This window comes from Paracoccus cavernae (assembly GCF_042430175.1).
In the GTDB taxonomy this organism is placed as follows: domain Bacteria; phylum Pseudomonadota; class Alphaproteobacteria; order Rhodobacterales; family Rhodobacteraceae; genus Paracoccus; species Paracoccus cavernae.
On record NZ_JBHMDZ010000001.1, the window covers coordinates 696,965 to 719,207 of the forward strand.

Here is a 22,243-nt window from a genome sequence, read left to right on the forward strand (position 1 = left end):
TTCAGCCCCCCTGCATCGAGGACAAAGCCTCAAGCCGGTCGCCATCGGCCAGATTGGTCGTCGCGCGCAGCCCTGCGGGCAGGAAATCGCCATTGAGCGCGGTCGCAAGGCGGGCCTCGGCAAGGCCGATTTCGGCGAGAACGGCTGCGACGGTCGGGCCGGTCACGGTCCGGCTTTCGCCATTAAGGATTATGTTCATCCATCAACTCCGGAATATGGCCAGTTTCGATATGGTCGGCCGCCATGCGGGCCACGGCGGGGGCCAGAAGATAGCCGTGGCGGTAAAGCCCGTTGGCATAAAGCGTGCTCCCGCGCCGGCGCAGGCGGGGCAGGTTGTCGGGGAAAGCGGGGCGGGCATCTGCGCCGAGTTCGAGGATCTCGGCCTCGGCGAAAGCGGGGTGGAGCGCATAGGCGGCTGACAGCATCTCGACGGCGGCGCGTGCCGTGACGCGGGTTTTCGCGCCGCTCTCCAGCATGGTCGCGCCAAGCATGTAGACGCCCTCGCCGCGCGGCACGATGTAAAGCGGGATGCGCGGATGGAGCAGGCGGATGGTGCGGGTCAACGTGACCTCGGGGCAGCGCACCATCAGCATCTCGCCGCGCACGCCGCGCAGATCGGGCAAAGCATCCCGCGCCGCCAGCCCGCGCGCATCGACGGTCAGGCCGGTGACGGTTGCGGGGGCCCCAGTCTGGATCGTCACGCCTTTCGCCGCAAGCCCGTCGCGCAAGGCGCCCAAGGCCTGACGCGGTGTCAGATGGGATTCGCTGGCGTAAAACAGCCCGCGCCGGACGCGGTTTTCCAGCTCCGGTTCAAGCGCGGCGATCTCGGCGGCGCTGACGGGATCATGGGCGCGGGTGCGGCGTGCGAAGCGGTCAAGCTCGGTATGGTCGCGCGACAGCGCCAGCACCAGCGTGCCGCTATGGTGGATAAACGCCCCGCGCTCGGCCCACCAATCGGCGGCATCGAGGCCGAGGCGGACGACGGTGGGATCGGCGCTTTCTTCCTCGCAATAGGGGGCAAGCATGCCGCCCGCCCACCAGCTGCAGCCATGCGGTCCGGGGCCGCCGTTGGGGTCGACGATCCGGACGGGGATGTCGCGTGCGGTCAGCTCGGTCGCAATCGACAGACCGAGGACGCCCGCGCCGAGGATGGTGACGGGCGCGGTCATTCGGCAGCCCTCAATCCGGTTTCGGGAACGGGCCAGAGCGCATGGAAATGGTGGACGGGCCCATGACCCGTGCCGACTTCCAGCCGGTCGGCGGCGCGGATCGCCTCTTGCAGCCAGCCATGCGCGCGCGCCACCGCATCGGGCAGCGCCAGCCCCTGCGCCAGCCCCGCCGTGATGGCCGAGGACAAGGTGCAGCCGGTGCCGTGGGTGTTGCGCGTATATTGGCGCGGCGAGGTGAATTGGCGCGGATCCGCACCGACCAGAAGATCGGTGCAGATCGCGCCTTCGGCATGGCCGCCCTTCATCAGGACATGGGCCACGCCTTTTGCCCGCAAGGCCTCGCCCTGTTCCTGCATCGCGGACACCGCTTCGGCGGGGGAGGCGCCGAGCAGGGTCGCCGCTTCGGGTAGGTTGGGGGTCAACAGCGTCGCGAGCGGAAAGAGCTCGTCCACGAGGGCGGCAATCGCGGGTTGCGGCAAAAGCGCATCGCCCGATTTCGCGATCATGACGGGATCGAGGACTACCGGCACCGTGCGGCCCTTGGTCTCGGCACGGGCGAGGTGGTGGCGCAGGCGTCCGGCGACGGTGGCGATGACATCGGGGCCGCCGATCATGCCGATTTTCACCGCATTGACCGGCAGGTCGTCGAAAACGGCGTCGATCTGGTCGGCAACCATCTGTGCCGCGACCGGTGCGATCGCCGTTACCGCGCGGGTGTTTTGCGCCGTAATCGCGGTGATGACCGAGGCTCCATAGGCCCCAAGCGCCGAAAACGTCTTGAGATCCGCCTGAATCCCCGCGCCGCCTCCGCTGTCGGATCCCGCAATGGTCAAAGCAATGGCCTGCGCCATATCCCGCCTTTCTTGTCCGGTCGCCGGTCGGAAGGAGGGTTTGCGCATAGATGCGGGCCGTGACGGCCCTGCCTGATGCTGCTCTACCCTTCCCTACGCCGGTACGAGCCGGATCAGGTTCGATGGGTCGGAGCCAAGCTCCTCTCAGCCCCGTAAAGGGGCCCCCCAAGTGTATGAGTCTTTCGTCAACCTAGGCCCTATCACCCGCCATTGGCAAGAGGGCCACCCGCCGGTTCCGGCGAGGGTGTTTCAAATCTGCGGGCCGAATGGGGCCGGAGAGGGGACTTTTTCCCTCAGTCCACCCCGAACAGATCGCGCGTATAGACCTTGTCCTTCACATCGAGCAGATCGGTGGTCAGGCGGTTGGCGAGGATCAGGTCGCTTTCGGCCTTGAAGGCGTCGATGTCGCGGATGACGCGGCTGTTGAAGAAGCGGTCCTCCTCCAGCACGGGTTCATAGACGATGACCTCGATCCCTTTGGCCTTGATCCGCTTCATGATGCCCTGGATCGAGCTGTCGCGGAAATTGTCCGAACCGGCCTTCATCACCAGCCGGTGGACGCCGACAACGCGGGGATGCTTCGCGGTGATTTGCTCGGAGATGAAATCCTTGCGTGTACGGTTCGATTCCACGATCGCCTGGATCAGATTCTGGGGCACATTGTCGTAATTGGCCAGCAGCTGCTTGGTATCCTTGGGCAGGCAATAGCCGCCGTAACCGAAGGAGGGGTTGTTGTAATGCGCGCCGATCCGCGGATCGAGGCCGACGCCCTCGATGATCTCGCGCGTGTTCAGTCCGCGTGCCAGCGAATAGCTGTCGAGCTCGTTGAAATAGGCGACCCGCATCGCGAGATAGGTGTTCGAGAACAGTTTGATCGCCTCGGCCTCGGTCGAGCCGGTGTAAAGGATCGGCATATCCTTGCGGATCGCGGCTTCGGCCAGCAGTTCGGCGAAACGATGCGCTTCGGGGCCGTGATCGCCGACCACAATGCGCGAGGGGTAAAGGTTGTCGTAAAGCGCTTTGCCCTCTCGCAGGAATTCCGGCGAGAAGATGATTTTGTCGTAGCCGGTCTGGGCGCGCAGGTCGTCGGTCAGCCCGACATAGACCGTCGATTTCACAACGATCACCGCGTCGGGCGCATATTGGCGGGCCTGTGCCACGACCGATTCCACGCTCGACGTGTCGAAGCGGTGGCTGCGGTCGTCGTAATTCGTCGGCGTGGCCACGATGATGTAATCGGCACCGGCGAAGGCCTCTGCCGCATCGGTGGTCGCGGTAAGGTCCAGTTCCTTTTCCGCCATCCAGGCGCGGATTTCGTCATCCTCGATCGGCGGTTCGCGACGGTTGACCATGGCGACGCGGGTGGCGTTGATGTCCAAGGCATGGACGCGGTTGTGCTGCGACAGCAGTACCGCAAGCGAAAGACCGACATAGCCGAGACCGGCGACTGCGATTTTCATCTGATATGTGCCCTCAATTGACGTCTATCGATTAACACGGCGGGGGCGGCAGTGAACAGTCGACTTATCATGGCGACATGATGTATACATGATGCCAGAGCGAAGCAAATTGTCAGGCCGGATATTGCGCCTTAGCAATATCGGCTCACGACGCTGAGAAAGGATTACCACATGAGCTGGACGCCCCACGGCAAGCATCTGATCGCCGGTGAATGGGTTGGCGGAGACGCGACCTTTACTTCCGAACCGGCGCATGGCCCGGCCCACAGCTTCTCGGTCGGGACCGTCGATCTGGTCGACCGCGCCTGTGAAGCTGCCGAGGATGCCTTCTGGACCTATGGCTATACCACGCGCGAAGAGCGGGCGCTGTTCCTCGAAGCCATCGCCGACGAGATCGAGGCGCGCGCCGATGCCATCACCGAGATCGGCAGCCAGGAATCCGGCCTGCCCACCGGCCGCCTTCAGGGCGAGCGCGGCCGCACCACCGGCCAGCTGCGCCTGTTCGCATCCCATATCCGCAAGGGCGACTACCTTGACCGCCGCCATGACGCGGCTCTGCCCGACCGCCAGCCGGCCCCGCGCCCCGAGATCATGATGGTCGAACGCCCGATCGGTCCGGTCGCGGTCTTTGGCGCCTCGAACTTCCCGCTGGCCTTCTCGACCGCGGGTGGCGACACCGCCGCCGCGCTGGCCGCAGGCTGCCCCGTCGTGGTCAAGGGCCACTCGGCCCATCCCGGCACCGGCGAGATCGTCGCCGAGGCGGTTCTGGCCGCGATTGAAAAAACCGGCATGCCGAAAGGCGTCTTCAGCCTTGTGCAGGGCGGCGACCGCCACGTCGGCGCGGCGGTTGTCCAGCATCCGCGCATCAAGGCCGTGGGCTTCACCGGTTCGCTCGGCGGGGGCCGCGCGCTGTTCGACCTGTGCGCACAGCGCCCCGAGCCGATCCCCTTCTTCGGCGAGCTCGGCTCGGTCAACCCGATGTTCCTGATGCCCGAAGCGATGAAAACCCGCGCCGAAGAGCTTGGCGCAGGCTGGGCCGGTTCGCTGACCATGGGTGCGGGCCAGTTCTGCACCAATCCGGGCATTTCGGTCGTTCTCGACGGCGCGGATGCCGACCGCTACACCGCCGCCGCGAAAGCCGCGCTGGAAGCGACCGACCCGCAGACCATGCTGACCGACGGGATCGCCAAGGCCTACCGCGACGGCAAAGAGCGTTTCGAGACCCGCAATTCGGTGCGTCCGGTCTATACGACGCCCTCGGAAGGCCGCGTCGCGAACCCGAACCTCTACGAGACCACGGGCGACAACTACCTTCAGGACCACGCTTTGGGCGAGGAGGTCTTCGGCCCGCTGGGTCTGATCGTGCGCGTCGGCTCGGTCGAGGAAATGGTGACGCTTGCCAAAGGGTTTGAAGGTCAGCTGACCACGACGATCCACATGGATGCGGGCGATATGGCCGATGCCGCCAAGCTGACCCCGATCCTCGAGCGCAAGGCGGGCCGTGTGCTGGTCAACGGTTTCCCGACCGGCGTCGAAGTCGTGGACAGCATGGTTCATGGCGGGCCGTATCCGGCCTCGACCAACTTCGGCGCGACCTCGGTCGGCACGATGTCGATCCGCCGTTTCGTCCGTCCGGTGAGCTATCAGAACTTCCCGAAAGAGCTGCTGCCCGAAGATCTGCAGTAAGCGGATCGGCAGAACGATCACGGGGCGGAGGGGGCAACCTCTCCGCCCTTTTTCGTGCCCGCCCGTTCTTGCCAGCCGCGAATTGCAGTGGTTGGATCGCGGAAAGACTGTTTGCGAGGGAGGACGCGGTTATGGGCGTAGGTATGAACACGGGGTTTGCGAAAATGCGGGACCGGCCGGCCCTTCTGGCGCGGATCGCCGCGCTTTTTCTGGCCGCTGTCTTGGCTGCCTGTGCGCCGCAAACGGCAGGACCATCGGGCGAGGCCGCGACGCTTGGCACCGGCTGGGGCGAGGATCGCGCCGCGCCGGCGCGCGGGCTGAACCTGCGGCGCGAAAGCAACCGCCCGCTCGGAGTGGCCGAGATCCGCTATTCGGCCTCTGCGGCAAGCGGCAGGCGCATGGACGGGATCGAGCTGGTCCCCGGCGCCGTCGGTATGCGCATCCTGCGCGACAACGGCAGGCCTTGGCCGATGGTGGAGACGCAAACGGGCCCGCATCTGCAAGGCCGGTCCGGCGAGCGCTATCAGCTTGAATTCACCAATCATTCCGCGACCCAGACCTACGAGATCGTGGCGACGGTCGACGGGATCGATGTCGTCAGCGGCGCTGCCGGAAATCTGGCCAACCGCGGCCACGTCCTGCGCGCGGGCGAGACCATCGGCATCACCGGCTATCGCAAGAATGCGGGCGAGGTCGCGGCCTTCCGCTTTGCCGATCCGGCGCAATCCTATGCGGCACAAAGCAAGGCGGGCTCCGTCGCCAACGTCGGCGTGATCGGGGTCGGGGTCTTTGCGCTCGAGACACCGCCGCATTTGCGCGGCGCACCGCCACCGGCGTCAGCCTCAGCGGCTTGCGGCGCGGGCGGACCCTGCGCCTTTCCCGCGAATGCAGGGGGCGCGCGCTAGGGGCGTGGCCTTGTGGCCGGAGCCTGACCGCTCCGGCCCTTTCGATTAGCGCCAGCCGGTCGGCGCGCTTGGAAGCGGGCTTTGCTCGACCAGACGCAGAAGTTCGATCATGGCGTCGATCTGGTGATCCACAATCGCGCGGCCCTTTTTAGCGGTCGAATCCGCCGCATCGCCGACGGTTCCCGAGGGGTGCAGATCGGCCGAGATCCACCCGCGCGAGACCGGACCAATCGGGCTGATCAGGCTGGTTTCGGCGCTGGAGACAAAGTTTTCCGCCTTGGACATGTCCACGAGATCGGGGTGGAAGGCCAGCATGACCGAGGTCTCGTCATCGCCGCCGTGGATGCCGTATTTCGCCTGCTGTTCGGAGAACGTCCCCTCGGGCGCGCCGAAACCCATCCACTGGCATTTCACCGCCAGCATATCGGCCTGCACCCGCAATTCGCGCGTCAGGATCGAGACCAGATCCAGATTGCCGCCATGGCTGTTCACGACGACGATTTTCTTGACGCCCGCCCGCGCGACCGACAGCCCGATCTGTGTCCAAGCCGCCAATGCGGTCGGCGCATCCAGCGTCAGCGTGCCTGCCGCCCAAAGATGCTCGGTCGATTTGCCCACCGCTTGGGAAGGCAGGATGCGGATATCCAGATCCTCGGGGCATTTCTCGCGCAGGCGGGCCAGCATGCCTTCGGCGATCAGCGTATCGGTGCCGACCGGCAGATGCGGGCCATGCTGTTCGATGGCGCAGGTGGGCAGGATCGCGATGGTTTTCATCGGGTCGATCGCGGCGAATTCGGGGGCGCGGTAATCGGCCCAGTTCAGGCGGCGGGTCATAGCTTTTCCTTCTTCAACGGCGCGAGCAGGCGCTTCATCTGCCGGTCGACGCGCTTCAAATGGCGTTTGCGGCCGCGCGGGGTCGCGCTGTCCATGGTGTAAAGCGCGGCAAAGGCGCTGCGGCGGTGGGGCGCGCACAGAAAGCCGATACCGCGGATCAGGGTCCGCCTGCCTGGCGAGCCGATGATCGCGGTCAGCCAGCGGCTGGCCCCGCAGGTCGTGAACACGCCCAATCGGGTGATATGGGTCAGGCCGGGGCGGATGGTCTTGTTCTGCGCATCGGGCATGAGGAAAGCGACATCGGGCAATAGCACGCGGTCGAGCCAGCCTTTCAGCATCGCGGGCAGGCCGTACCACCAAGTCGGATAGGTAAAGACCAGCGTGTCGCACCATTCCAGCGCTTCGACATGATCCGAGACCGGCGCGCGGTTGGCGGGCGCGTCAAGATAGCCCCGCCATTCCGCTTGGCTCAGGACCGGATCGAAACCCTCGGCGTAAAGGTCGATGACCCTGACCTCCGCCCCTGCCGCCGTCAACCGCCCGACCACCGTGTCGCGCACGGCAGCGGTAAAGCTGTCGGGCGCGGGATGACAGTGGACGAGCAGTGCCTTCATGCTTTCTTGAGGTCCGGATAGGCGTACATGGTCTTGAAATCCCAATCGGGATCCTCCCATGCGATCATCTTGCCGGGGTTGAGGATGCCCTTGGGATCGGCCTCGCGCTTGAAGTTCAGCTGGCGGTCGTCGACGATCTGGCGGCCGCCTTCTTCCAGCGTATAGCGGTGCGGGTTGAAGATCATGCAGCCCATCTCCTCGTGGATCGCGATGATCTCGTTCAGGCGGTCTTCGGTGGTGAAACGCACCAAGGTCAGGCCCGCCGCCGTCATCACGCCGTTTTCCTTGAGGAATTCGATATGCTGGATCAGCTCGTCGCCGAAACGGGCGCGGATCTCGTCGATCTTGTCAAGGAAGCCCTCGCCGGCATAGCGCACCTGAAGATAGGTGATGACCGGCTCGACCTTGAGCGCGCGCAAGGTGGTGTGGTTCCAGCCGTATTCATAGGCCGGACCCGGATCGCGCGACCAGTCGTTGTCGTCGCTGCGGTAGATCAGCTTGGCTTCGGGGTAATGCGCCAGCAGGCTGAGGAAGCCGTCCATAGACTGCGGCGCGACCATCAGCGCAACGAGGTTGTCGGCCTCGGTGACATGGCCCTTGAAGCGCTGGAAGTATTTCGCGGCAATCGGCGCTTCGCAGACGGTATCAAGCTTGATGAGCAGCCCGTCCTGCAACGAGATGTCATGCGCCATCCGGCTGGCCGCGGCGAAATCGGGATGGGTGACGAACAGATGCACCCAGTCATAGGCGGGGGCCAAGGGCAGCTCGATTTCCGTGACGATGCCGTTGGTGCCGTAGGCATGGCTGACGCGGGCCAGATCCTCGCCGGTGAAGTCGAGGATGCGCGGCTCGGCTTCGGCGGTGACCACGCGGATGCGGATGATATTGCCGTAATCACGCAGGACGCCCCAGCGGACCGATCCGACACCGCCCGAGCCGCCGCAGATGAAGCCACCGATCGTCGCGGTTGCGGCGGTCGAGGGCATCATGCGCAGCTCTTGGCCCGAATGCTCGCGGGTGATCGCGTCCAACTCGCGGATGACGACGCCCGGTTGGGTCACGACGCGGCCCGCGCCGATTTCCACGACCGTGTTCATGCTTTGCATATGGATGATGCAGCCGCCTTTCAGCGGCATGGCCTGGCCGTAATTGCCCGTGCCCGCGCCGCGTACCGTGACCGGAACGTCATGGGCGTGACAGATGCGCAGGATCTCGATCACCTCGTCCTGCGATTTCGGCGAGACCACGAAATCGGCCGATACCCCGTCGAGGCGATCCTTCAGAACCGGCGAATACCAGAAGAAATCGCGGCTTTTGGCTTTGACCGAATGCGGGTTCTCGTCGAGGTCGAGATGGGCGAGGGCGGCTTTGGCGGCGTCGATGTTCATGTGCGGTCCATCAGATGGTCGAGTTCGGCGTAATCGGGCAGGGTCCGGTCGATTTGGCGGCCCTGACGGATGACGATGCGGTCGGATTGCGGGCGGGCGAACAGCTCGGTCCAGGACCGCGCGCGGCAGATGACCAGATCGGCGGGCGCGCCGGCATCGAGGCTGGGCTGGGCAAAGCCCGTCGTGGTCGCAGGATTGGTCAGGAAGGCCTTGACCCAATCGTCGCGCGAATGGTCGAGATGGGCGATGCGGGTGGCCTCGCGCATGACCTCGATCATGTCGAGATCGCCGTAGGCATAGAACGGGTCGCGGGTATTGTCCGAGGCGAAGCTGACATTGATGCCGCGCGCCGCCATCTCGTGAACCAGCGTCACGCCGCGCAGGCGCGGGGTGCGGGCGGGGGCATCCTGCGCGGTGCGGTCCTGCAGGTAGAGATTGCACATCGGCAGGCTGACGATGTTGATGCCCGCGCGGGCGACCAGATCGAGGGTATGCATCGCCTCGGCCTCGGGCTGGACCGAAAGCGAGCAGCAATGGCCCACGACGACCGGCGCGTCATAGCCGGTTTCCAGCACGGTTTCGGCAATGGCGCGAAGGGTTGCGACCGACGGGTCGGTGGTCTCGTCGGCGTGGAAATCGGCATGAAGCCCGCGCTTGCCAGCATGGGCGAAAAAGGCCCGCAGCCTGTCAGAAAGCTGGGCATCGGGGAAGGTCACGCAACCCAGAACCGAGCCGGTTTCGGCGACCAGATCGGCCAGCTCGGCAAACTCGCCGCCGCCCTCGGGGTCGATGCGGTCGATCGAGGTCAGGCAGGCGGCCTGCAGTTCGATCCGGCCCGCCCATTCCTCGCGCAGTCGGGTGAATTCGGCAAAGCTGATGCGGTGCTGCGGCGGGATCGCGTCAAGATGGGTGCGGATCGCGCTTGTGCCGTGGGCATAGGCGCAGCGCAAAGCGAAATCCATGCGCGCGCGGACATCCGCGCCGGACCAATTGGCGATGCGGTCGGCCTCGACCGTGGTCAGCGCGCCCATGAAGCTGCCGTCGGGATTGGCGGCGCGGGGCCAGATATGGCCCTTGTCCAGATGGGTATGCATATCGATGAAGGACGGGAAAACCATCGCGCCCTTCATGTCGATACGCGGCAGACTGCCGTCGGGCGCGGCGATGCGTCCGTCTTTCAGCGTCAGGTCGATCCGCACCAGATCCGCGGCGGGAGTGCCGCTTTTGCCGATCAGGCAGGCGGGGACGGTCAGGTTGGTCAGCGTGACCGAACCTTCCGGCAGTCTCAGAAAGTCCATCAGATTTCCCTTTTGATCGCGCTTTCATGCCATTTGCGCAAAGCCAGATGCGACACCAAGGCAAGGGCCGCAAAGATCAGAACGCCGAGGACGGCGATCAGGACAAGCGCCGCGAACATGCGCGGGATGTTGAGGCGGTAGCTGGCCTCGAGGATGCGGAAGGCGAGGCCCGATCCGATCCCGCCGGTGCCCGCGACATATTCCGCGACGACCGCGCCGATCAGCGACAGGCCACCCGCGATGCGCAGACCGCCAAGGAAATAGGGCAGGGCCGAGGGCAGTTGCAGGCGCACCAACCGCTGCCAGCGTGTCGCGCCATAGATGCGGTAGAGGTCCGAAAGGTTGTGATCGACCGAGCGCAGACCCAGCGTCGTATTCGACAGGATCGGGAAAAACGCCACGATCCATGCGCAAAGCAGCAGGCCCGCCATGCGGTTCTCGACATAGATGAAGATCAGCGGCGCGATCGCCACAACCGGCGTCACCTGCAAGATGACGGCGAAGGGGTAAAAGGACATCTCGGCCCAACGGCTGAGGCTGAAAAGCACCGCCAGACCGACGCCGCCGATCACCGCGACGGACAGCGCCATCAGCGTGATTTTCAGCGTGACCCATGCCGCCGGCCCAAGAATGGCCCAGTCTTTGACAAGGGTTTGTGCCACGAGGCCGGGGCCGGGCAAGATATAGTGGGGGATCTGGTTCCAGACCACCACGCGGTCCCAAAGCACGATCGCGATGACCAAAGCCAGCGTCGGCATCAGCCAGCGGCCGATCTTCTCGGCGCGTTTGCGGCGGGCGCGGGCGGCTTCTTCGGGGTCGACCGCAAGATCAAGCGCGGTATCGGGGGTGGGGGTGAAATCGCTCACGCCGGTTCTCCCATAGCATCAGAAAGGGCATCCGAGGTTGCGCGGCAGAGCGAGGCATATTCGGCCGAGGTCCGGAAAGCCTCGTCGCGCGGGCCAGAGACAACGACGCGCAACTCCTGCGCGACGCGGCCCGGACGCGGCGCCATGACGACGATCCGGTTCGACAGGAACACGCTTTCAAAAACGGAATGGGTCACGAAAATGACCGTGCAATTGAGCTGCTGCTGCAGCATCAAAAGGTCGTTGTTCATCTTGTTGCGGGTGATTTCGTCCAGCGCGGCGAAGGGCTCGTCCATCAGGATCAGCCGCGGCCGCGTGACCAGAGCCCGCGCGATCGAGACACGCATCTTCATGCCGCCCGACAATTCGCGCGGATAGGAATTCGCGAATTTCTCGAGACCCACCATCTCGAGGGCCTCCATGATCTTGCCCTCGACTGCCTTGAACGAGGTCCCGCGCAGGCGCATCGGCAGCCAGACGTTATGGGCGACGGTCGCCCAAGGCATCAGGGTTGCCTCTTGGAAGACCACGCCGATATCGCCGGCGGCTTGGGCACCTTCCCAGCGCACGCGGCCCGCCGTCGGGTGCATCAGCCCCGCGATCAGGCGCAAAGCCGTGGATTTGCCGCAGCCCGACGGGCCGAGCAGCGAGATGAAATCACCCTGACCAACCTCGAGATTCATATGTTTGAGGGCGGTGACCCCGCCCGCAAACACCTTGCTGACCCCCTCCATCCGCAAGATGGTGGGGGCCGCGTTGATGGCTTGTGTCTGTGTCATTACTTCTTGAGTTCCAGACCGGTGCCCTTGCCGACGAATTGCAGCGTATAGGCTTGCGAGTAGTCGAGATCGGCAGGCACCAGCTCGGCCGCGACCATCTTGTCGTAGAAGCCCTTGATGCGCTCTTCGGTCATGACACCGATGCCTTTTTCCAGCGAGTCGCCGCTGTCGACGATGCCGTTGTCGCGCAAAGCCGCGATCGAGAAGGCGATCTGCTCGTCGGTCAGGTCGGGGTTGTCGGCCTTGATCATCTCGAGCGCTTTGGCATTGTCGCCGTAAAGGTAGTTGTACCAGCCCTTGGCGGTGCCGTCGACGAAGCACTGGACGACTTCGGGCTTGTTGGCGACAGTGTCGGCCATCGTCTCGATGATCGTGGCATAGGTCGACCAGCCCGCATCGGCCAGAAGCTGGACGTCAGGCTTGAAGCCCGCCTCTTTCTCGACCATCAGCGGCTCGGACGAGACATAGCCCTGAATGGCGCTGTTTTCGTCCTGAATGAACGGGCCGACGTTGAAGGTGTAGACTTCGCGCTGTTCGTCGGTGAAGCCGAATTCCTTCTTCATCCACTGGTAATAGGTCGCGAAACCCTCGTCCGAGATGAACAGTTTGCGGTCTTTGAGCGCCTCGAACGTGGGGGCCTTGCCCGGATGCGCGAGGATGATCTGCGGATCCTTCTGGAAGACGCCCATGACGGCCACGACCGGCACGTTTTCGGCGGCCGAGCTGAAGGTCCCGAGAAGGTTGCCCGCCATGTTGAAGTCGATCTTGCCCGCCAGCATCATCGCGCGGTTGTTCACCTGCGGGCCGCCCGGAACGATCGTCACGTCAAGGCCGCAAGCCGCATAGGTGCCGTCGGCAACTGCTTGATAATAGCCGCCATGTTCCGCTTGGGCGACCCAGTTGGTGCCGAATTTGACGGCTTCGTTCGCCGTGACGCCGGTGGCGGTCAAGGCAAGGATCGTGCTGAAAGATATGAGAGATAGGCGGGACATGGCAGCTCCAGCTATGAGGCGTTTCGCGGTGGTGACGGTGATGTGAAGGCTTCTAGCAACTAGTGGGAACGAATCGCAATGATTGCGTCATCAGTTGCGCATTTTTCACGTCAAAATAAATCAGTTTCAGTCAAATATGACAAATCTGGGGGTTGACGCGTGCTTGACCGGGGCGGGCAGGCTGGCGCAGGATCGCGCCATGCAAAGCTTGAATCCCTCACAGATCGCGGCGCCTTTCGGGCGCTATTCCCATGGTGTCGCTATTGATGGTCCGGGCCGTTTGGCCACGACCTCCGGCCAGTTGGCGCTGCGGGCCGATGGCACCGTTCCCGAAGGCGCGCTTGAACAGGCGCGGCTGTGCTTCGCCAATTGTGCGGCCATTCTGGCCGAGGCGGGCCTTGGCGCGTCGGATGCCCTGCGCATCAACGCCTTCGTCACCGATCGCGCGCATTTCGCCGATTACATGAAGGCACGCGACGAATGGCTGGCGGGGGTCGAGGTACTGCCCGCCTCGACGCTGGTGATCGTCGTTGGCTTCACCCGCCCCGAATTTCTGGTCGAAGTCGAGGTGACGGCCTTCCGGCCCGCAACCTGATCCGTTTTCCCCCAATCAAGGACCCATCCCGTGACGCAGGCAGTGAAGAACATCGTTTTCGATCTTGGTGCGGTGCTGATCGGATGGGAGCCGGAGCTGGCTTTCACCGACCACTTCGACGATCCGGCGCAAATCGCGCCCTGGCTGTCGCGGGTGGATTTCCATGGCTGGAACCGCCGGCAGGACGCGGGCCGCAGTCTGGCCGAGGCTGTGGCGCAGGCCCGTGCGGATCACGGCGAGGATGCGGCGCCGCTCGTCGATTATCTGGCGAATTTCGGGCGTACCATCAACCGACCTGTCGCGGGCAGCTGGGAGATCCTCGAAGCGCTGGATGCGGCGGGCCATCCGCTTTTCGCCATCACCAACTGGTCGGCCGAGACCTTTCCGGCCGCGTTGGCGCAATATCCGCGGCTGAAGACCGCTTTTCGCGATATCGTCGTGTCGGGGGCGGAAAAGATGCTCAAGCCCGAGCCCGCGATTTACCGGCTGCTGCTTGAGCGCAACGGTTTGCACGCAGCGGAGACGCTTTTCATCGACGACAGCTTGGCCAATGTCGAGGGCGCACGGGCGGTCGGGATGGATGCGGTGCATTTCACCGATGCGGGCCGGCTTGCCCGCGACCTTGAAGATCGCGGGCTGCTGTAAGGCGGGTCCTCAGGACGGAAAGCGCGCGCGCAGTTCGCGCAGGCCTTTGAGCAGGACGAGCGTGTCGATGCCCACAGCGGGGAAATTCGCGCCTGCCTCGATCGCTTCGGGCAGAAGGTCGTCGGCGGTCACGATGCTGGCCGGTTTGCCGGCGGCGCGGATGCGGCGGATCGCCTCGACGACTTTGGCGCGGACCTCGGGATGCGAAAGCTGGCCGGGATAGCCCATCGAGGCCGAGAGATCGGCGGGACCGACAAAGATGCCGTCGACGCCTTCGACCGCGGCGATCGCCTCGATCTGCTCTACCGCCTGCACGCTTTCGACCTGCACGATGACGCAGATTTCCTCATGCGCGCGCGGGATGTAATTCGTGACCGAGCCGAAGCGGCTGGCGCGGGCCAGACCGGCGACGCCGCGCATGCCAGCGGGCGCGTAGCGGGTGGCGGCGACGGCGCGGGCGGCTTCTTCGGCGTTCTCGACATAGGGGATCAGCAGGCTTTGCGCGCCGACATCGAGCAGACGCTTGATTTCCACCGGATCGTTCCAGCCCGGACGCACCACGACCTGCGTCGCATAGGGGGCGGCGGCCTGAAGCATGGTCTGGACCGTGGTCAGATCGATCGGCGCGTGTTCGCAATCGACCAGCATCCAGTCATAGCCGCAGGTCGCCATCATCTCGGCATAGCTGCCCCCGGGAAAGGAGCACCACATCCCGATCTGTTTGCGGCCCTCGATCAATGCGGCTTTGAAGTGGTTTTTCGGCAAGTCCATCGGCTCTCCCCTGCGCGGCTTTTGCGGGGATGATCAGTGACCGCCTGAGGGAAGGCGGTCAAGCGGGCTTGCCGCGGGCCTGCGCCTAATCGGTGACCTATTCCGTGACCAGAGAGGCGAGGCGGCGCAGCGCGAGCAGATAGCCCTCGATCCCCAGACCGGCGATGACGCCGTCGGCGCGCAGGCTGACATAGGAATGGTGGCGGAAGGCCTCGCGCTTGTGGATGTTCGAGATATGCACCTCGATCACCTGACCCTCGTAGGTGTTGAGCGCATCAAGGATCGCGACCGACGTATGGCTATAGGCACCGGGGTTGATGATGATGCCGTCGGTCGTGCCGCGCGCCTGATGGATGCGGTCGATGATCGCGCCTTCGTGGTTCGACTGGAAATCCTCGATCGCAAGGCCGAGGCTGTCGCCCAAAGCGGTACAGGCGGCGACCACGTCGGCCAAAGTATCGCGGCCGTAGATCTCGGGTTGGCGCATGCCCAGAAGGTTGAGGTTCGGGCCATTGATGACAAGGACGGTCGGCTTCATGATCTGCTCTGGTTTGTGGGGCGACCAAGGGCCGCGGCTTTGCGTTGCTAGCATATCCGGCGAGGTTTCTCGACCATTTCCTTGGCTTGCGCGCCGCATTCGGGCCCCGTTCGGGCCGCGACCGGACGGGTGCCCGCGCGCAATTGTGATGCGGGAAACCGCCGATGGTTGCATGGGTACTGCAACTGGCGACCAAGCTGGGGCATTCTTTGGCAACTGGCGCGTAAACGTGCCGATGCGTCGGGATTGTCCCGATGCCATGAAGGAGAGACAGATATGCGTCATGTGCCGCTTTTGCTTGCCGCATTGATCGCTGCAAGCCCGGCTTTGGCCGAAAACAGGGGCGTGGTTGTCGCCAACGGGCAATATGCCCATGCCCCCGCCGTGGCCGATACCGATGCCACTCCCGCCGTCGAGGCGATGCGCGGCGCGGGCTACCGCACCGTCACCGGCAAGGATCTGGTCGGCGCGGATCTGCGTCAGGCCATCGCCGATTTGCTGCGCCCCGACGACAGTCCGGGGGCGCGGGTGATCCTTTTGAACGGACGCTTCCTTCATGCCGGCGGGGATAGCTGGTTCATGGCGGCGGATGCCGAAAACCCCGATCTGATCTCGGCCCCCTCGCAGGGCGTGGCGTTGACGACGATCATGGATCTTGTGCGCGAGGCCGTGCCGGGCGCGGTCATGCTGCTCGGGACCGATGATCAGGAGATGGAGCATGCTGCCGGTCTGACCGCAGGGATCGGCCCGCTGACCCCGCCCGAGGGCGTGAGCGTGATCACCGGCACGCCTGCCGCGACGGCCAAAGCGGCTGCCGCGCTTTTGGCGGCGGGCACCTCGATCGCGGATGTTCTTGCGGCCGACGAGACCCTGTCTCTCGCCGAGGGCGGCAATGCCGGTCTGGTTCTGGTCGAGGCCGTCGCCACCAATGCCGGCGCGGGCAACGAGACCAAGGCCAACCCGACCGAGGCCGACCGCGATCTCTGGGCGCAGGCTGCGGCGGATGACACCGCCGATTCCTATCGCAACTATCTGTCGGCCTATCCCAACGGGCTTTACTCGGCCGCGGCGAACGACCGGCTGGCCAAGCTTGGCGTCAGCACGAAAAGCGACCGCGACTTGTGGGCCGAGGCCGCCGCGACCAACACGGCTGGGGCCTATCAGGGCTATCTCGCCCAATATCCGCAGGGTGCTTTTGCCGAGGCCGCGCAGCGTCGCCTGACCGAATTGCGCCTGATCGAGGATGCGGCCAAGGCGCCGCCGCCAGTCGCCGCTCCGGCTCCGGTCCAGACCCCGCGTCGCCAGCCCGAGATCCAGCAGCTCCGCCCGCAGGTCGTCCAGCGCGAGCCTGCCCCGGGCGAGACCGCCGAGCGCAACCTCGGCATGTCCCGCAACGACCGAATCGCGGTTCAGCGCCGCCTGAATGCCTTGGGCTATTCGACCGGCGGGACCGACGGCGTTCTGGGCAGCCGCTCGCGTTCGGCGATCAGGGGCTGGCAGCAACAGAACGGCCTCGCGGTGACCGGCTATCTCAACAACAACCAGCTGGCGCTTTTGCGCGATCAGGCGGGCTCGGTCAGCTCGAATTACGAGCAGCAGGACCGCAACTACTGGCAGCAGACCGGAGCACGCGGAGGGGCGAACAATCTGCGCGCCTATCTCGACCGCTATCCGGACGGGATCTATGCCCAGACCGCGCGCAACCGTCTGGCAGAGCTGAACGGCAACAACAATGGCGGGAATGCCCGCCAGCGCGAGGAGCGGGCGTGGAACCGTGCGCGCGATGCCGATTCGGTTCAGGCCTATAACGGCTATCTGCAGAACTGGCCGCGCGGCGCCCATGCGCAGCAAGCCCGACAGCGCCGTGACCGTCTGCTCCAGCAGGGCCAGTTCGGCGGCGGCGGTGCCTTCGGGCTGGATGCGGAATCGATCATCCGCGAATTGATTCGCTGATACGGAAATCCTCCCTTCCGCGCCTTCGGGGGCGGGAGGGGGCCTTGCGGGGCAGGGTATGGCGGAAAGGGAAGGGGGCCGTCTTGCGGCGATTCGTCCGCAAGCATCACGGCGCCGGACAAAGAAAAACGCCCGCGAGCGTTAAGCCCGGGGCGTTTCGTTTCTGCGGTCTTGGCCTCTGTCGAGGCCGGTCATCAGCCCTGACGTGCTTTGAAGCGACGGTTGGTCTTGTTGATGACGTAGATCCGGCCCTTGCGGCGCACGACCTGGCAATCACGATGCCGGGTCTTGAGCGAGCGGAGCGAATTGCGAACCTTCATCGGTCTTCTCCTTTTCGCGGCGCATCGCAAGCGGCGCCTGGTTGAAACGAAATACCCCCGGTCAAAAGCCCGGGGGCGCGAAAAAATGGTGGGCGATACTGGGATCGAACCAGTGACCACTACGATGTCAACGTAGTGCTCTACCGCTGAGCTAACCGCCCCACCTTCAGGCTTTTCTTTCCCTTTCGGGTCCGAACCGCCTTGGTGAGGAGGTCTATATAAGCAGTTTTCGGGGTGCACAAGTGCTATCCGAAGGTTGCGTGAATAGTTTATACAGAAAAACACTCCGACCCGTGCGGGAAACCTGATGACGAGCGACGATTCCGTTTTCGATCTGAGCCGGCCACGCCAGTGGCTGAATGGGATGATCTTTGCCTCGCCCCATTCCGGACGGTGCTATCCCGACTGGTTTCAGTCGCAAACCATTCTTTCCGAACAACATTTGCGCTCTTCCGAGGATGCCTTCGTCGATCGTCTGATCGCGCCTGCGGTGGAATGCGGGGCGGTGGTTCTGACCTCGCGCGTGCCGCGCAGCCTGGTCGATCTGAACCGCAGCGCCGAGGATTTCGACCCGCTGGTGGTCGAAGGGGCGGGCTCGGGCAAGCTCAATCCGCGAATCATGGCGGGATTGGGCGTGATTCCCCGCGTGGTTTCGCAGGGCAGGGCGATTTACAGCCGCCCGATGAGTCGCGACGAGGCCGAAAGGCGAATCACGCGTTATTGGCGGCCCTATCACACCGCCTTGTCGGGGCTGATCGACGAGGCATGCCGGACCTTTGGCGGGGCGATTCTCATCGATACCCATTCGATGCCGCGCGATGCTTTGGCGCATCTGCCGGTGCCGCGCCCCGAAATCGTGCTGGGCGACCGCAATGGCGGCTCGGCCTCGGGGCGGGTCAGCGATGCGGTGGCCGAGGCGGTCCGCGGCGAGGGATTCCGCCTGCGCCGCAACTCGCCCTTCGCGGGGGCCTATATTACGGCGGCCTACGGACGGCCGACGCGCAATGTCCATGTCGTCCAACTCGAGATGGACCGCTCTCTTTATATGGACGAGCGCATGATCGAGCCGCGCCCCGATTACGCCCTTTTCGCCGCGCGAATCGCCCGGTTGATCGCGCGACTGACCGAAATCTGCCCGACCGAGGGCGGTTTGGGCGTCGCGGCCGAATAAACCGTCCGGTTTCGATCGAATCGGGGCCGGTTGCGGTGGACTAAAGGCGGCAATTGCCTAAAATATTGTCCAATAAGCGTTTCCCAGTAACCCGACCTTAAGCCGCGAGAGGGTATCTTCCGATCATGCCGCCCGAAATTGTTGACCTTATCAGCCGCAATGCCACCCTTCTTGTTCTGGCGATCGTCATTTTCGTCGTCATCAGCAGGGCCGTCCGCATTGTGCCGCAGTCCGAGAAATTTGTTATCGAGCGCTTCGGGCGGCTGCATGCGGTATTGGGGCCGGGGATCAACTTCATCGTCCCTTTCCTTGACCGCGTTGCGCACAAGATCTCGGTACTGGAACGCCAGCTTCCTTCAAACAGCCAGGATGCGATCACCAAGGACAACGTTCTGGTGCAGGTCGAAACCAGTGTTTTCTACCGCATTACCGAACCGGAAAAGACCGTCTACCGCATCCGCGACGTCGATGCGGCGATCTCGACCACGGTAGCGGGGATCGTGCGCTCGGAAATCGGCACGATGGAGCTGGATCAGGTCCAGTCCAACCGCGCGCAGCTGATCGACCGCATCAGCGAAAACCTCGCGAATACCGTGGACGACTGGGGGATCGAGGTGACGCGGGCCGAGATTCTCGACGTCAATCTTGATGCCGCGACGCGCGCCGCGATGCTCCAGCAGCTCAATGCCGAACGCGCCCGCCGCGCGCAGGTGACCGAGGCAGAGGGCAAGCGCCGCGCGACCGAACTGGCCGCTGATGGCGAGCTTTACGCCGCCGAACAGCTTGCCAAAGCCCGCCGCATTCTGGCCGAGGCCGAGGCTTTCGCCACCAGCACGCTGGCAGCCGCGATCCGCGACGGCGGGCTCGAGGCGGCGCAATTCCAGATCGCGATGAAACAGGTCGAGACTTTGGGCGAGGTTGGAAAGGGCAACGGCAAGCAGACGCTGATCATTCCGGCAAGCGCGGTCGAATCCTTGGGCGATGCGTTCAAAATGCTAAAAGGTCTCGCGAAATGAGTCTGATGAACGGCTGGTTCTGGATCATCGCGGCGCTGCTTTTGGCGCTGGTCGAGGTGCTGTTGCCGGTCTGGCTGTTTCTCGGCGTGGCGATTGCGGTTCTGGCCATGGGGGTCTTGATCCTGATCGGGGTCTGGACGGGCAGCTTTGCCTGGGCGCTGGTTGTGACCGGCGTGCTGTCGGGGATCATCTGGCTCGGGCTGCGCCGCGCGATGGGGGTCCAGCACGGGCAGGTGAAGATCTGGCGCACCGACATCAACGACAATCACCCCTGATTGCCGGAACGCGCCCTGCCTGCCACAAGTCCCTAAAGGCGCGGCTCGTGCGGGTCGCGCTTTTTGGTTGAAGGGCGGGGAAGTGATCCCCGCAAGATTGGGGGGCGGCTTTATTTTCATGGGTGATTTCAACGGTGCCAAGGCGATGCTTGTCCATGACGGCAAGCTTTTGACCTATCTGCGCGACGACAAGCCCTCGATCCCCTTTCCCGCCTTCTGGGACCTGCCCGGGGGCGGGCGCGAGGGGGAGGAAAGCCCGCTCGATTGCGTGACCCGTGAAATCCACGAGGAATTCGGCCTGACGATCGAAGGCGCGCGGCTGACCGGCAGGCCCTTTCCCTCGCATCAGCAAAGCGGCGCGGTCTCGTGGTTCTTTACCGCCCGCCTGCGCACTCTCGAGATCGCGGCGATCCGGTTAGGCGACGAGGGGCAGGAATGGCGGATGATGCCGATTGCGGAATTCGTCGACCACCCCCGCGCCGTCGCGCATTTCCGCGCTTTGGTGGCCGAGGCGGCGGGCGGGTTTCGCGATTAGTCGCTTTTGGCCACCATGCTGCGCACCAAGGGCCGCAAAGCCTCGCCCTTGACGGCCCAGCTGGTCGCGAAAGCCGCGCAGGCGATGCATTCGAGCCAGAAAACCGCGCGCATTCGGGTTGCGGTTTCCTCGAATCCCGAAAGTTTGAGCGCCGCATAGCCCGCCATACAGCCGACGATGATCCAGCCGCAGCAGCGGTAAATCCGGTTCTCGGCCTTTTTGGTCGGTCGGGAATCGTCGCCGCGCACGAAGTTCACCAGACAATAGACCGCCAGCGCCCCGAAAAAGAGCGCGGCCCCCGCGCCATGCATCATCTCGACGTAAACGGGGCTGATGATGGTCTGCAGAAAGGTCGGCTCGAAGGGCGGGGCGAGAGCCTCGCCCGCGGGCGGCGCGGTTTTGATCCCCGGCTGGAGCGGCGCGAAAGCCACCACGAGCGCTCCGAAAGAGGCGATGCGCGAGACCGCCTTGTCCGAGAGGAACTCGCCCGCATTGGGGCGGTAGCCCTCGTAATTCCACAGGAAAACCGCCTGCGCGCAAAGCGTGCCGACGAAAAGCTCGCGCATGGGAGAGTAGAAATAGGCCGAAATGCTGGCCAAGGCCCATTGCGGCACGAACAGCCCGTAAAAGATCAATGCGATCGGCAGGACATATCCCAAAAGCCCGAGGCCGCGCCGGACTGCGAGAAAGGACTGCACCAGATCGTTGCCTGCACGCTGCGCCGCCTCCGGCGGGGCGGAATCGCCGGCATCGGGATCGCCCGAAAGGTTTTGGTCATGTGAAAAACCGGACATACCACCGTCCCCTGATGAAAGGGAAACGGTGGCAGATTTGTCCGTTTCGCGCAACGAGACGCGGGAGCCTTACGCGTCGGTCGCGGAGATTTCGGCGATGATCGCCTGAGCGGCCGCGCGCGGATCGGCGGCCTGCCAGATCGGGCGACCGACAACGAGGTGATCGGAGCCTGCGGCAATGGCTGCGGCGGGGGTCTCGATGCGTTTCTGGTCGCCCGCATCCGAGCCTGCGGGGCGCACGCCCGGGGTCACGATCAGGCGGCCTTTGGCCTCGGGCAGGGCGCGGATCAGCGCGGCCTCGCGCGGGGAGGCGATGATGCCGTCGGCACCGGCTTCGAAAGCGCGGGCGGCGCGGGTGGTGACGATTTCCGCCAGATCGCCCGGCACGATCAGCCCCGCATCCAGATCGGCGCGGTCAAGCGAGGTCAGGATGGTCACCGCGAGGATTTTGAGATCCTTGCCGCTTGCGCCTTGCTTGGCCGCACGCACGACATGGGGGTCGCCGTGGACGGTCAGGAAGTCGAGGTCATATTGCGCGATCCCGCGCACCGCCGATTCGACCGTCGCGCCGATGTCGAAGAATTTCATGTCGAGGAAGATGCGCTTGCCATGTTCCTGCTTGAGCTCGTTGGCCAGTGCCAGCCCGCCGCCGGTGAGCATGCCGAGGCCGATCTTGTAGAAATTGACGGCATCGCCAATCTTTTCGGCCAGCTCCAGCCCGACCAGCGCATTCGGCACGTCCAGTGCCACGATCAGACGATCGTCCATCATGAAATCCCCGCAAATTC

General features: G+C 64.4%; 25 protein-coding genes, 1 tRNA gene and 1 riboswitch. Of the genes, 9 read left to right on the plus strand and 17 right to left on the minus strand.

The features are described 5' to 3' along the window. Position 1: 1 nt before the first annotated feature. The 4 genes from thiS to ACFFUC_RS03450 all read right to left on the minus strand — a co-directional run bounded on the left by thiS (position 2) and on the right by ACFFUC_RS03450 (position 3,480). Positions 2-199 (minus strand): sulfur carrier protein ThiS, encoded by a 198-nt coding sequence (gene thiS / locus ACFFUC_RS03435; RefSeq protein WP_377683523.1) that lies wholly within the window; start codon positions 197-199, stop codon positions 2-4. Further along, positions 183-1,169, minus strand: a complete 987-nt coding sequence (locus ACFFUC_RS03440; RefSeq protein WP_377683525.1) for an FAD-dependent oxidoreductase — start codon at positions 1,167-1,169, stop codon at positions 183-185. The genes thiS and ACFFUC_RS03440 overlap by 17 nt, the downstream gene beginning before the upstream one ends. Next, complete coding sequence (gene thiD, locus ACFFUC_RS03445; RefSeq protein ID WP_377683526.1) at positions 1,166-2,020, minus strand: bifunctional hydroxymethylpyrimidine kinase/phosphomethylpyrimidine kinase; 855 nt, start codon at positions 2,018-2,020, stop codon at positions 1,166-1,168. The genes ACFFUC_RS03440 and thiD overlap by 4 nt, the downstream gene beginning before the upstream one ends. 73 nt (positions 2,021-2,093) lie before the next feature. Beyond that, positions 2,094-2,198: riboswitch (TPP riboswitch) on the minus strand. A 115-nt stretch (positions 2,199-2,313) separates the two neighbouring features. Beyond that, on the minus strand, positions 2,314-3,480 hold the full coding sequence (locus ACFFUC_RS03450; RefSeq protein WP_377683528.1) for a nucleotide sugar dehydrogenase: 1,167 nt from the start codon (positions 3,478-3,480) through the stop codon (positions 2,314-2,316). Positions 3,481-3,651: 171 nt separating this feature from the next. On the opposite strand from ACFFUC_RS03450, the gene ACFFUC_RS03455 reads away from it, so the two are divergent. Both ACFFUC_RS03455 and ACFFUC_RS03460 read left to right on the plus strand, forming a co-directional pair. After that, positions 3,652-5,166: an aldehyde dehydrogenase (NADP(+)) gene (locus ACFFUC_RS03455; RefSeq protein WP_377683530.1), complete on the plus strand. Its 1,515-nt coding sequence runs from the start codon at positions 3,652-3,654 to the stop codon at positions 5,164-5,166. A gap of 143 nt (positions 5,167-5,309) precedes the next feature. Next, entirely contained in the window at positions 5,310-6,071 is a 762-nt protein-coding gene (locus tag ACFFUC_RS03460; protein ID WP_377683532.1) for a hypothetical protein, read from the plus strand. Between the two features lie 45 nt (positions 6,072-6,116). On the opposite strand, the gene ACFFUC_RS03465 is transcribed toward ACFFUC_RS03460, so the two are convergent. Genes ACFFUC_RS03465 through ACFFUC_RS03495 form a run of 7 tightly spaced genes read right to left on the minus strand, consistent with a single transcriptional unit; the run spans position 6,117 to position 12,842 of the window. Next, on the minus strand, positions 6,117-6,905 hold the full coding sequence (locus ACFFUC_RS03465; protein ID WP_377683534.1) for a creatininase family protein: 789 nt from the start codon (positions 6,903-6,905) through the stop codon (positions 6,117-6,119). Beyond that, positions 6,902-7,519, minus strand: coding sequence for an NAD(P)H-dependent oxidoreductase (locus tag ACFFUC_RS03470; protein ID WP_377683535.1), 618 nt, complete (start codon positions 7,517-7,519; stop codon positions 6,902-6,904). The genes ACFFUC_RS03465 and ACFFUC_RS03470 overlap by 4 nt, the downstream gene beginning before the upstream one ends. Next, positions 7,516-8,907, minus strand: a complete 1,392-nt coding sequence (locus tag ACFFUC_RS03475) for an FAD-binding oxidoreductase (protein WP_377683537.1) — start codon at positions 8,905-8,907, stop codon at positions 7,516-7,518. The genes ACFFUC_RS03470 and ACFFUC_RS03475 overlap by 4 nt, the downstream gene beginning before the upstream one ends. Next, positions 8,904-10,205 (minus strand): cytosine deaminase, encoded by a 1,302-nt coding sequence (locus ACFFUC_RS03480; RefSeq protein ID WP_377683538.1) that lies wholly within the window; start codon positions 10,203-10,205, stop codon positions 8,904-8,906. Before ACFFUC_RS03480 ends, ACFFUC_RS03475 begins: the two co-directional genes overlap by 4 nt. Next, positions 10,205-11,071, minus strand: coding sequence for an ABC transporter permease (locus ACFFUC_RS03485; RefSeq protein WP_377683540.1), 867 nt, complete (start codon positions 11,069-11,071; stop codon positions 10,205-10,207). The genes ACFFUC_RS03480 and ACFFUC_RS03485 overlap by 1 nt, the downstream gene beginning before the upstream one ends. Then, positions 11,068-11,850: an ABC transporter ATP-binding protein gene (locus ACFFUC_RS03490; RefSeq protein WP_377683542.1), complete on the minus strand. Its 783-nt coding sequence runs from the start codon at positions 11,848-11,850 to the stop codon at positions 11,068-11,070. The genes ACFFUC_RS03485 and ACFFUC_RS03490 overlap by 4 nt, the downstream gene beginning before the upstream one ends. Beyond that, positions 11,850-12,842 carry an ABC transporter substrate-binding protein gene (locus ACFFUC_RS03495; RefSeq protein ID WP_377683544.1) on the minus strand — a complete coding sequence of 331 codons (993 nt, stop codon included), beginning with the start codon at positions 12,840-12,842 and terminating at the stop codon, positions 11,850-11,852. The genes ACFFUC_RS03490 and ACFFUC_RS03495 overlap by 1 nt, the downstream gene beginning before the upstream one ends. 199 nt (positions 12,843-13,041) lie before the next feature. Between ACFFUC_RS03495 and ACFFUC_RS03500 the strand changes: the two genes are divergently transcribed. Both ACFFUC_RS03500 and ACFFUC_RS03505 read left to right on the plus strand, forming a co-directional pair. Beyond that, on the plus strand, positions 13,042-13,437 hold the full coding sequence (locus ACFFUC_RS03500; RefSeq protein ID WP_377683546.1) for a RidA family protein: 396 nt from the start codon (positions 13,042-13,044) through the stop codon (positions 13,435-13,437). A 30-nt stretch (positions 13,438-13,467) separates the two neighbouring features. Next, positions 13,468-14,082 carry an HAD family hydrolase gene (locus tag ACFFUC_RS03505; RefSeq protein WP_377683548.1) on the plus strand — a complete coding sequence of 205 codons (615 nt, stop codon included), beginning with the start codon at positions 13,468-13,470 and terminating at the stop codon, positions 14,080-14,082. Between the two features lie 9 nt (positions 14,083-14,091). Here ACFFUC_RS03505 and ACFFUC_RS03510 read toward each other — a convergent pair whose 3' ends face one another. Continuing rightward, positions 14,092-14,853, minus strand: a complete 762-nt coding sequence (locus ACFFUC_RS03510; protein WP_377683550.1) for an HpcH/HpaI aldolase family protein — start codon at positions 14,851-14,853, stop codon at positions 14,092-14,094. A 97-nt stretch (positions 14,854-14,950) separates the two neighbouring features. Continuing rightward, positions 14,951-15,391, minus strand: coding sequence for a type II 3-dehydroquinate dehydratase (gene aroQ, locus ACFFUC_RS03515; protein WP_377683552.1), 441 nt, complete (start codon positions 15,389-15,391; stop codon positions 14,951-14,953). A 276-nt stretch (positions 15,392-15,667) separates the two neighbouring features. Here aroQ and ACFFUC_RS03520 point away from each other — a divergent pair, with 276 nt between their 5' ends. Further along, entirely contained in the window at positions 15,668-17,344 is a 1,677-nt protein-coding gene (locus ACFFUC_RS03520) for a peptidoglycan-binding domain-containing protein (RefSeq protein ID WP_377683554.1), read from the plus strand. Between the two features lie 194 nt (positions 17,345-17,538). Here the strand turns inward: ACFFUC_RS03520 and ykgO are convergent, their stop codons facing one another. Beyond that, on the minus strand, positions 17,539-17,664 hold the full coding sequence (gene ykgO, locus ACFFUC_RS03525; protein ID WP_020948882.1) for a type B 50S ribosomal protein L36: 126 nt from the start codon (positions 17,662-17,664) through the stop codon (positions 17,539-17,541). A gap of 86 nt (positions 17,665-17,750) precedes the next feature. After that, a tRNA-Val gene (locus ACFFUC_RS03530) sits at positions 17,751-17,825 on the minus strand. Positions 17,826-17,971: 146 nt separating this feature from the next. Here ACFFUC_RS03530 and ACFFUC_RS03535 point away from each other — a divergent pair. The 4 genes from ACFFUC_RS03535 (at position 17,972) to ACFFUC_RS03550 (ending at position 20,661) form a co-directional block, all read left to right on the plus strand. Then, positions 17,972-18,835 (plus strand): N-formylglutamate amidohydrolase, encoded by an 864-nt coding sequence (locus ACFFUC_RS03535; protein ID WP_377683557.1) that lies wholly within the window; start codon positions 17,972-17,974, stop codon positions 18,833-18,835. Between the two features lie 125 nt (positions 18,836-18,960). Then, positions 18,961-19,851 (plus strand): SPFH domain-containing protein, encoded by an 891-nt coding sequence (locus tag ACFFUC_RS03540; protein ID WP_377683558.1) that lies wholly within the window; start codon positions 18,961-18,963, stop codon positions 19,849-19,851. Then, the gene (locus tag ACFFUC_RS03545) at positions 19,848-20,126 is read left to right on the plus strand and encodes a hypothetical protein (protein WP_377683560.1); all 279 of its coding nucleotides are present in this window, start codon (positions 19,848-19,850) and stop codon (positions 20,124-20,126) included. The genes ACFFUC_RS03540 and ACFFUC_RS03545 overlap by 4 nt, the downstream gene beginning before the upstream one ends. Positions 20,127-20,208: 82 nt before the next feature. Further along, positions 20,209-20,661, plus strand: a complete 453-nt coding sequence (locus ACFFUC_RS03550) for an NUDIX hydrolase (RefSeq protein ID WP_377683562.1) — start codon at positions 20,209-20,211, stop codon at positions 20,659-20,661. Here ACFFUC_RS03550 and ACFFUC_RS03555 read toward each other — a convergent pair. Continuing rightward, positions 20,658-21,455 carry a hypothetical protein gene (locus tag ACFFUC_RS03555; RefSeq protein ID WP_377683564.1) on the minus strand — a complete coding sequence of 266 codons (798 nt, stop codon included), beginning with the start codon at positions 21,453-21,455 and terminating at the stop codon, positions 20,658-20,660. The genes ACFFUC_RS03550 and ACFFUC_RS03555 overlap by 4 nt on opposite strands. A 69-nt stretch (positions 21,456-21,524) precedes the next feature. After that, the gene (gene pyrF / locus ACFFUC_RS03560) at positions 21,525-22,223 is read right to left on the minus strand and encodes an orotidine-5'-phosphate decarboxylase (RefSeq protein ID WP_377683622.1); all 699 of its coding nucleotides are present in this window, start codon (positions 22,221-22,223) and stop codon (positions 21,525-21,527) included. Positions 22,224-22,243 lie beyond the last annotated feature (20 nt).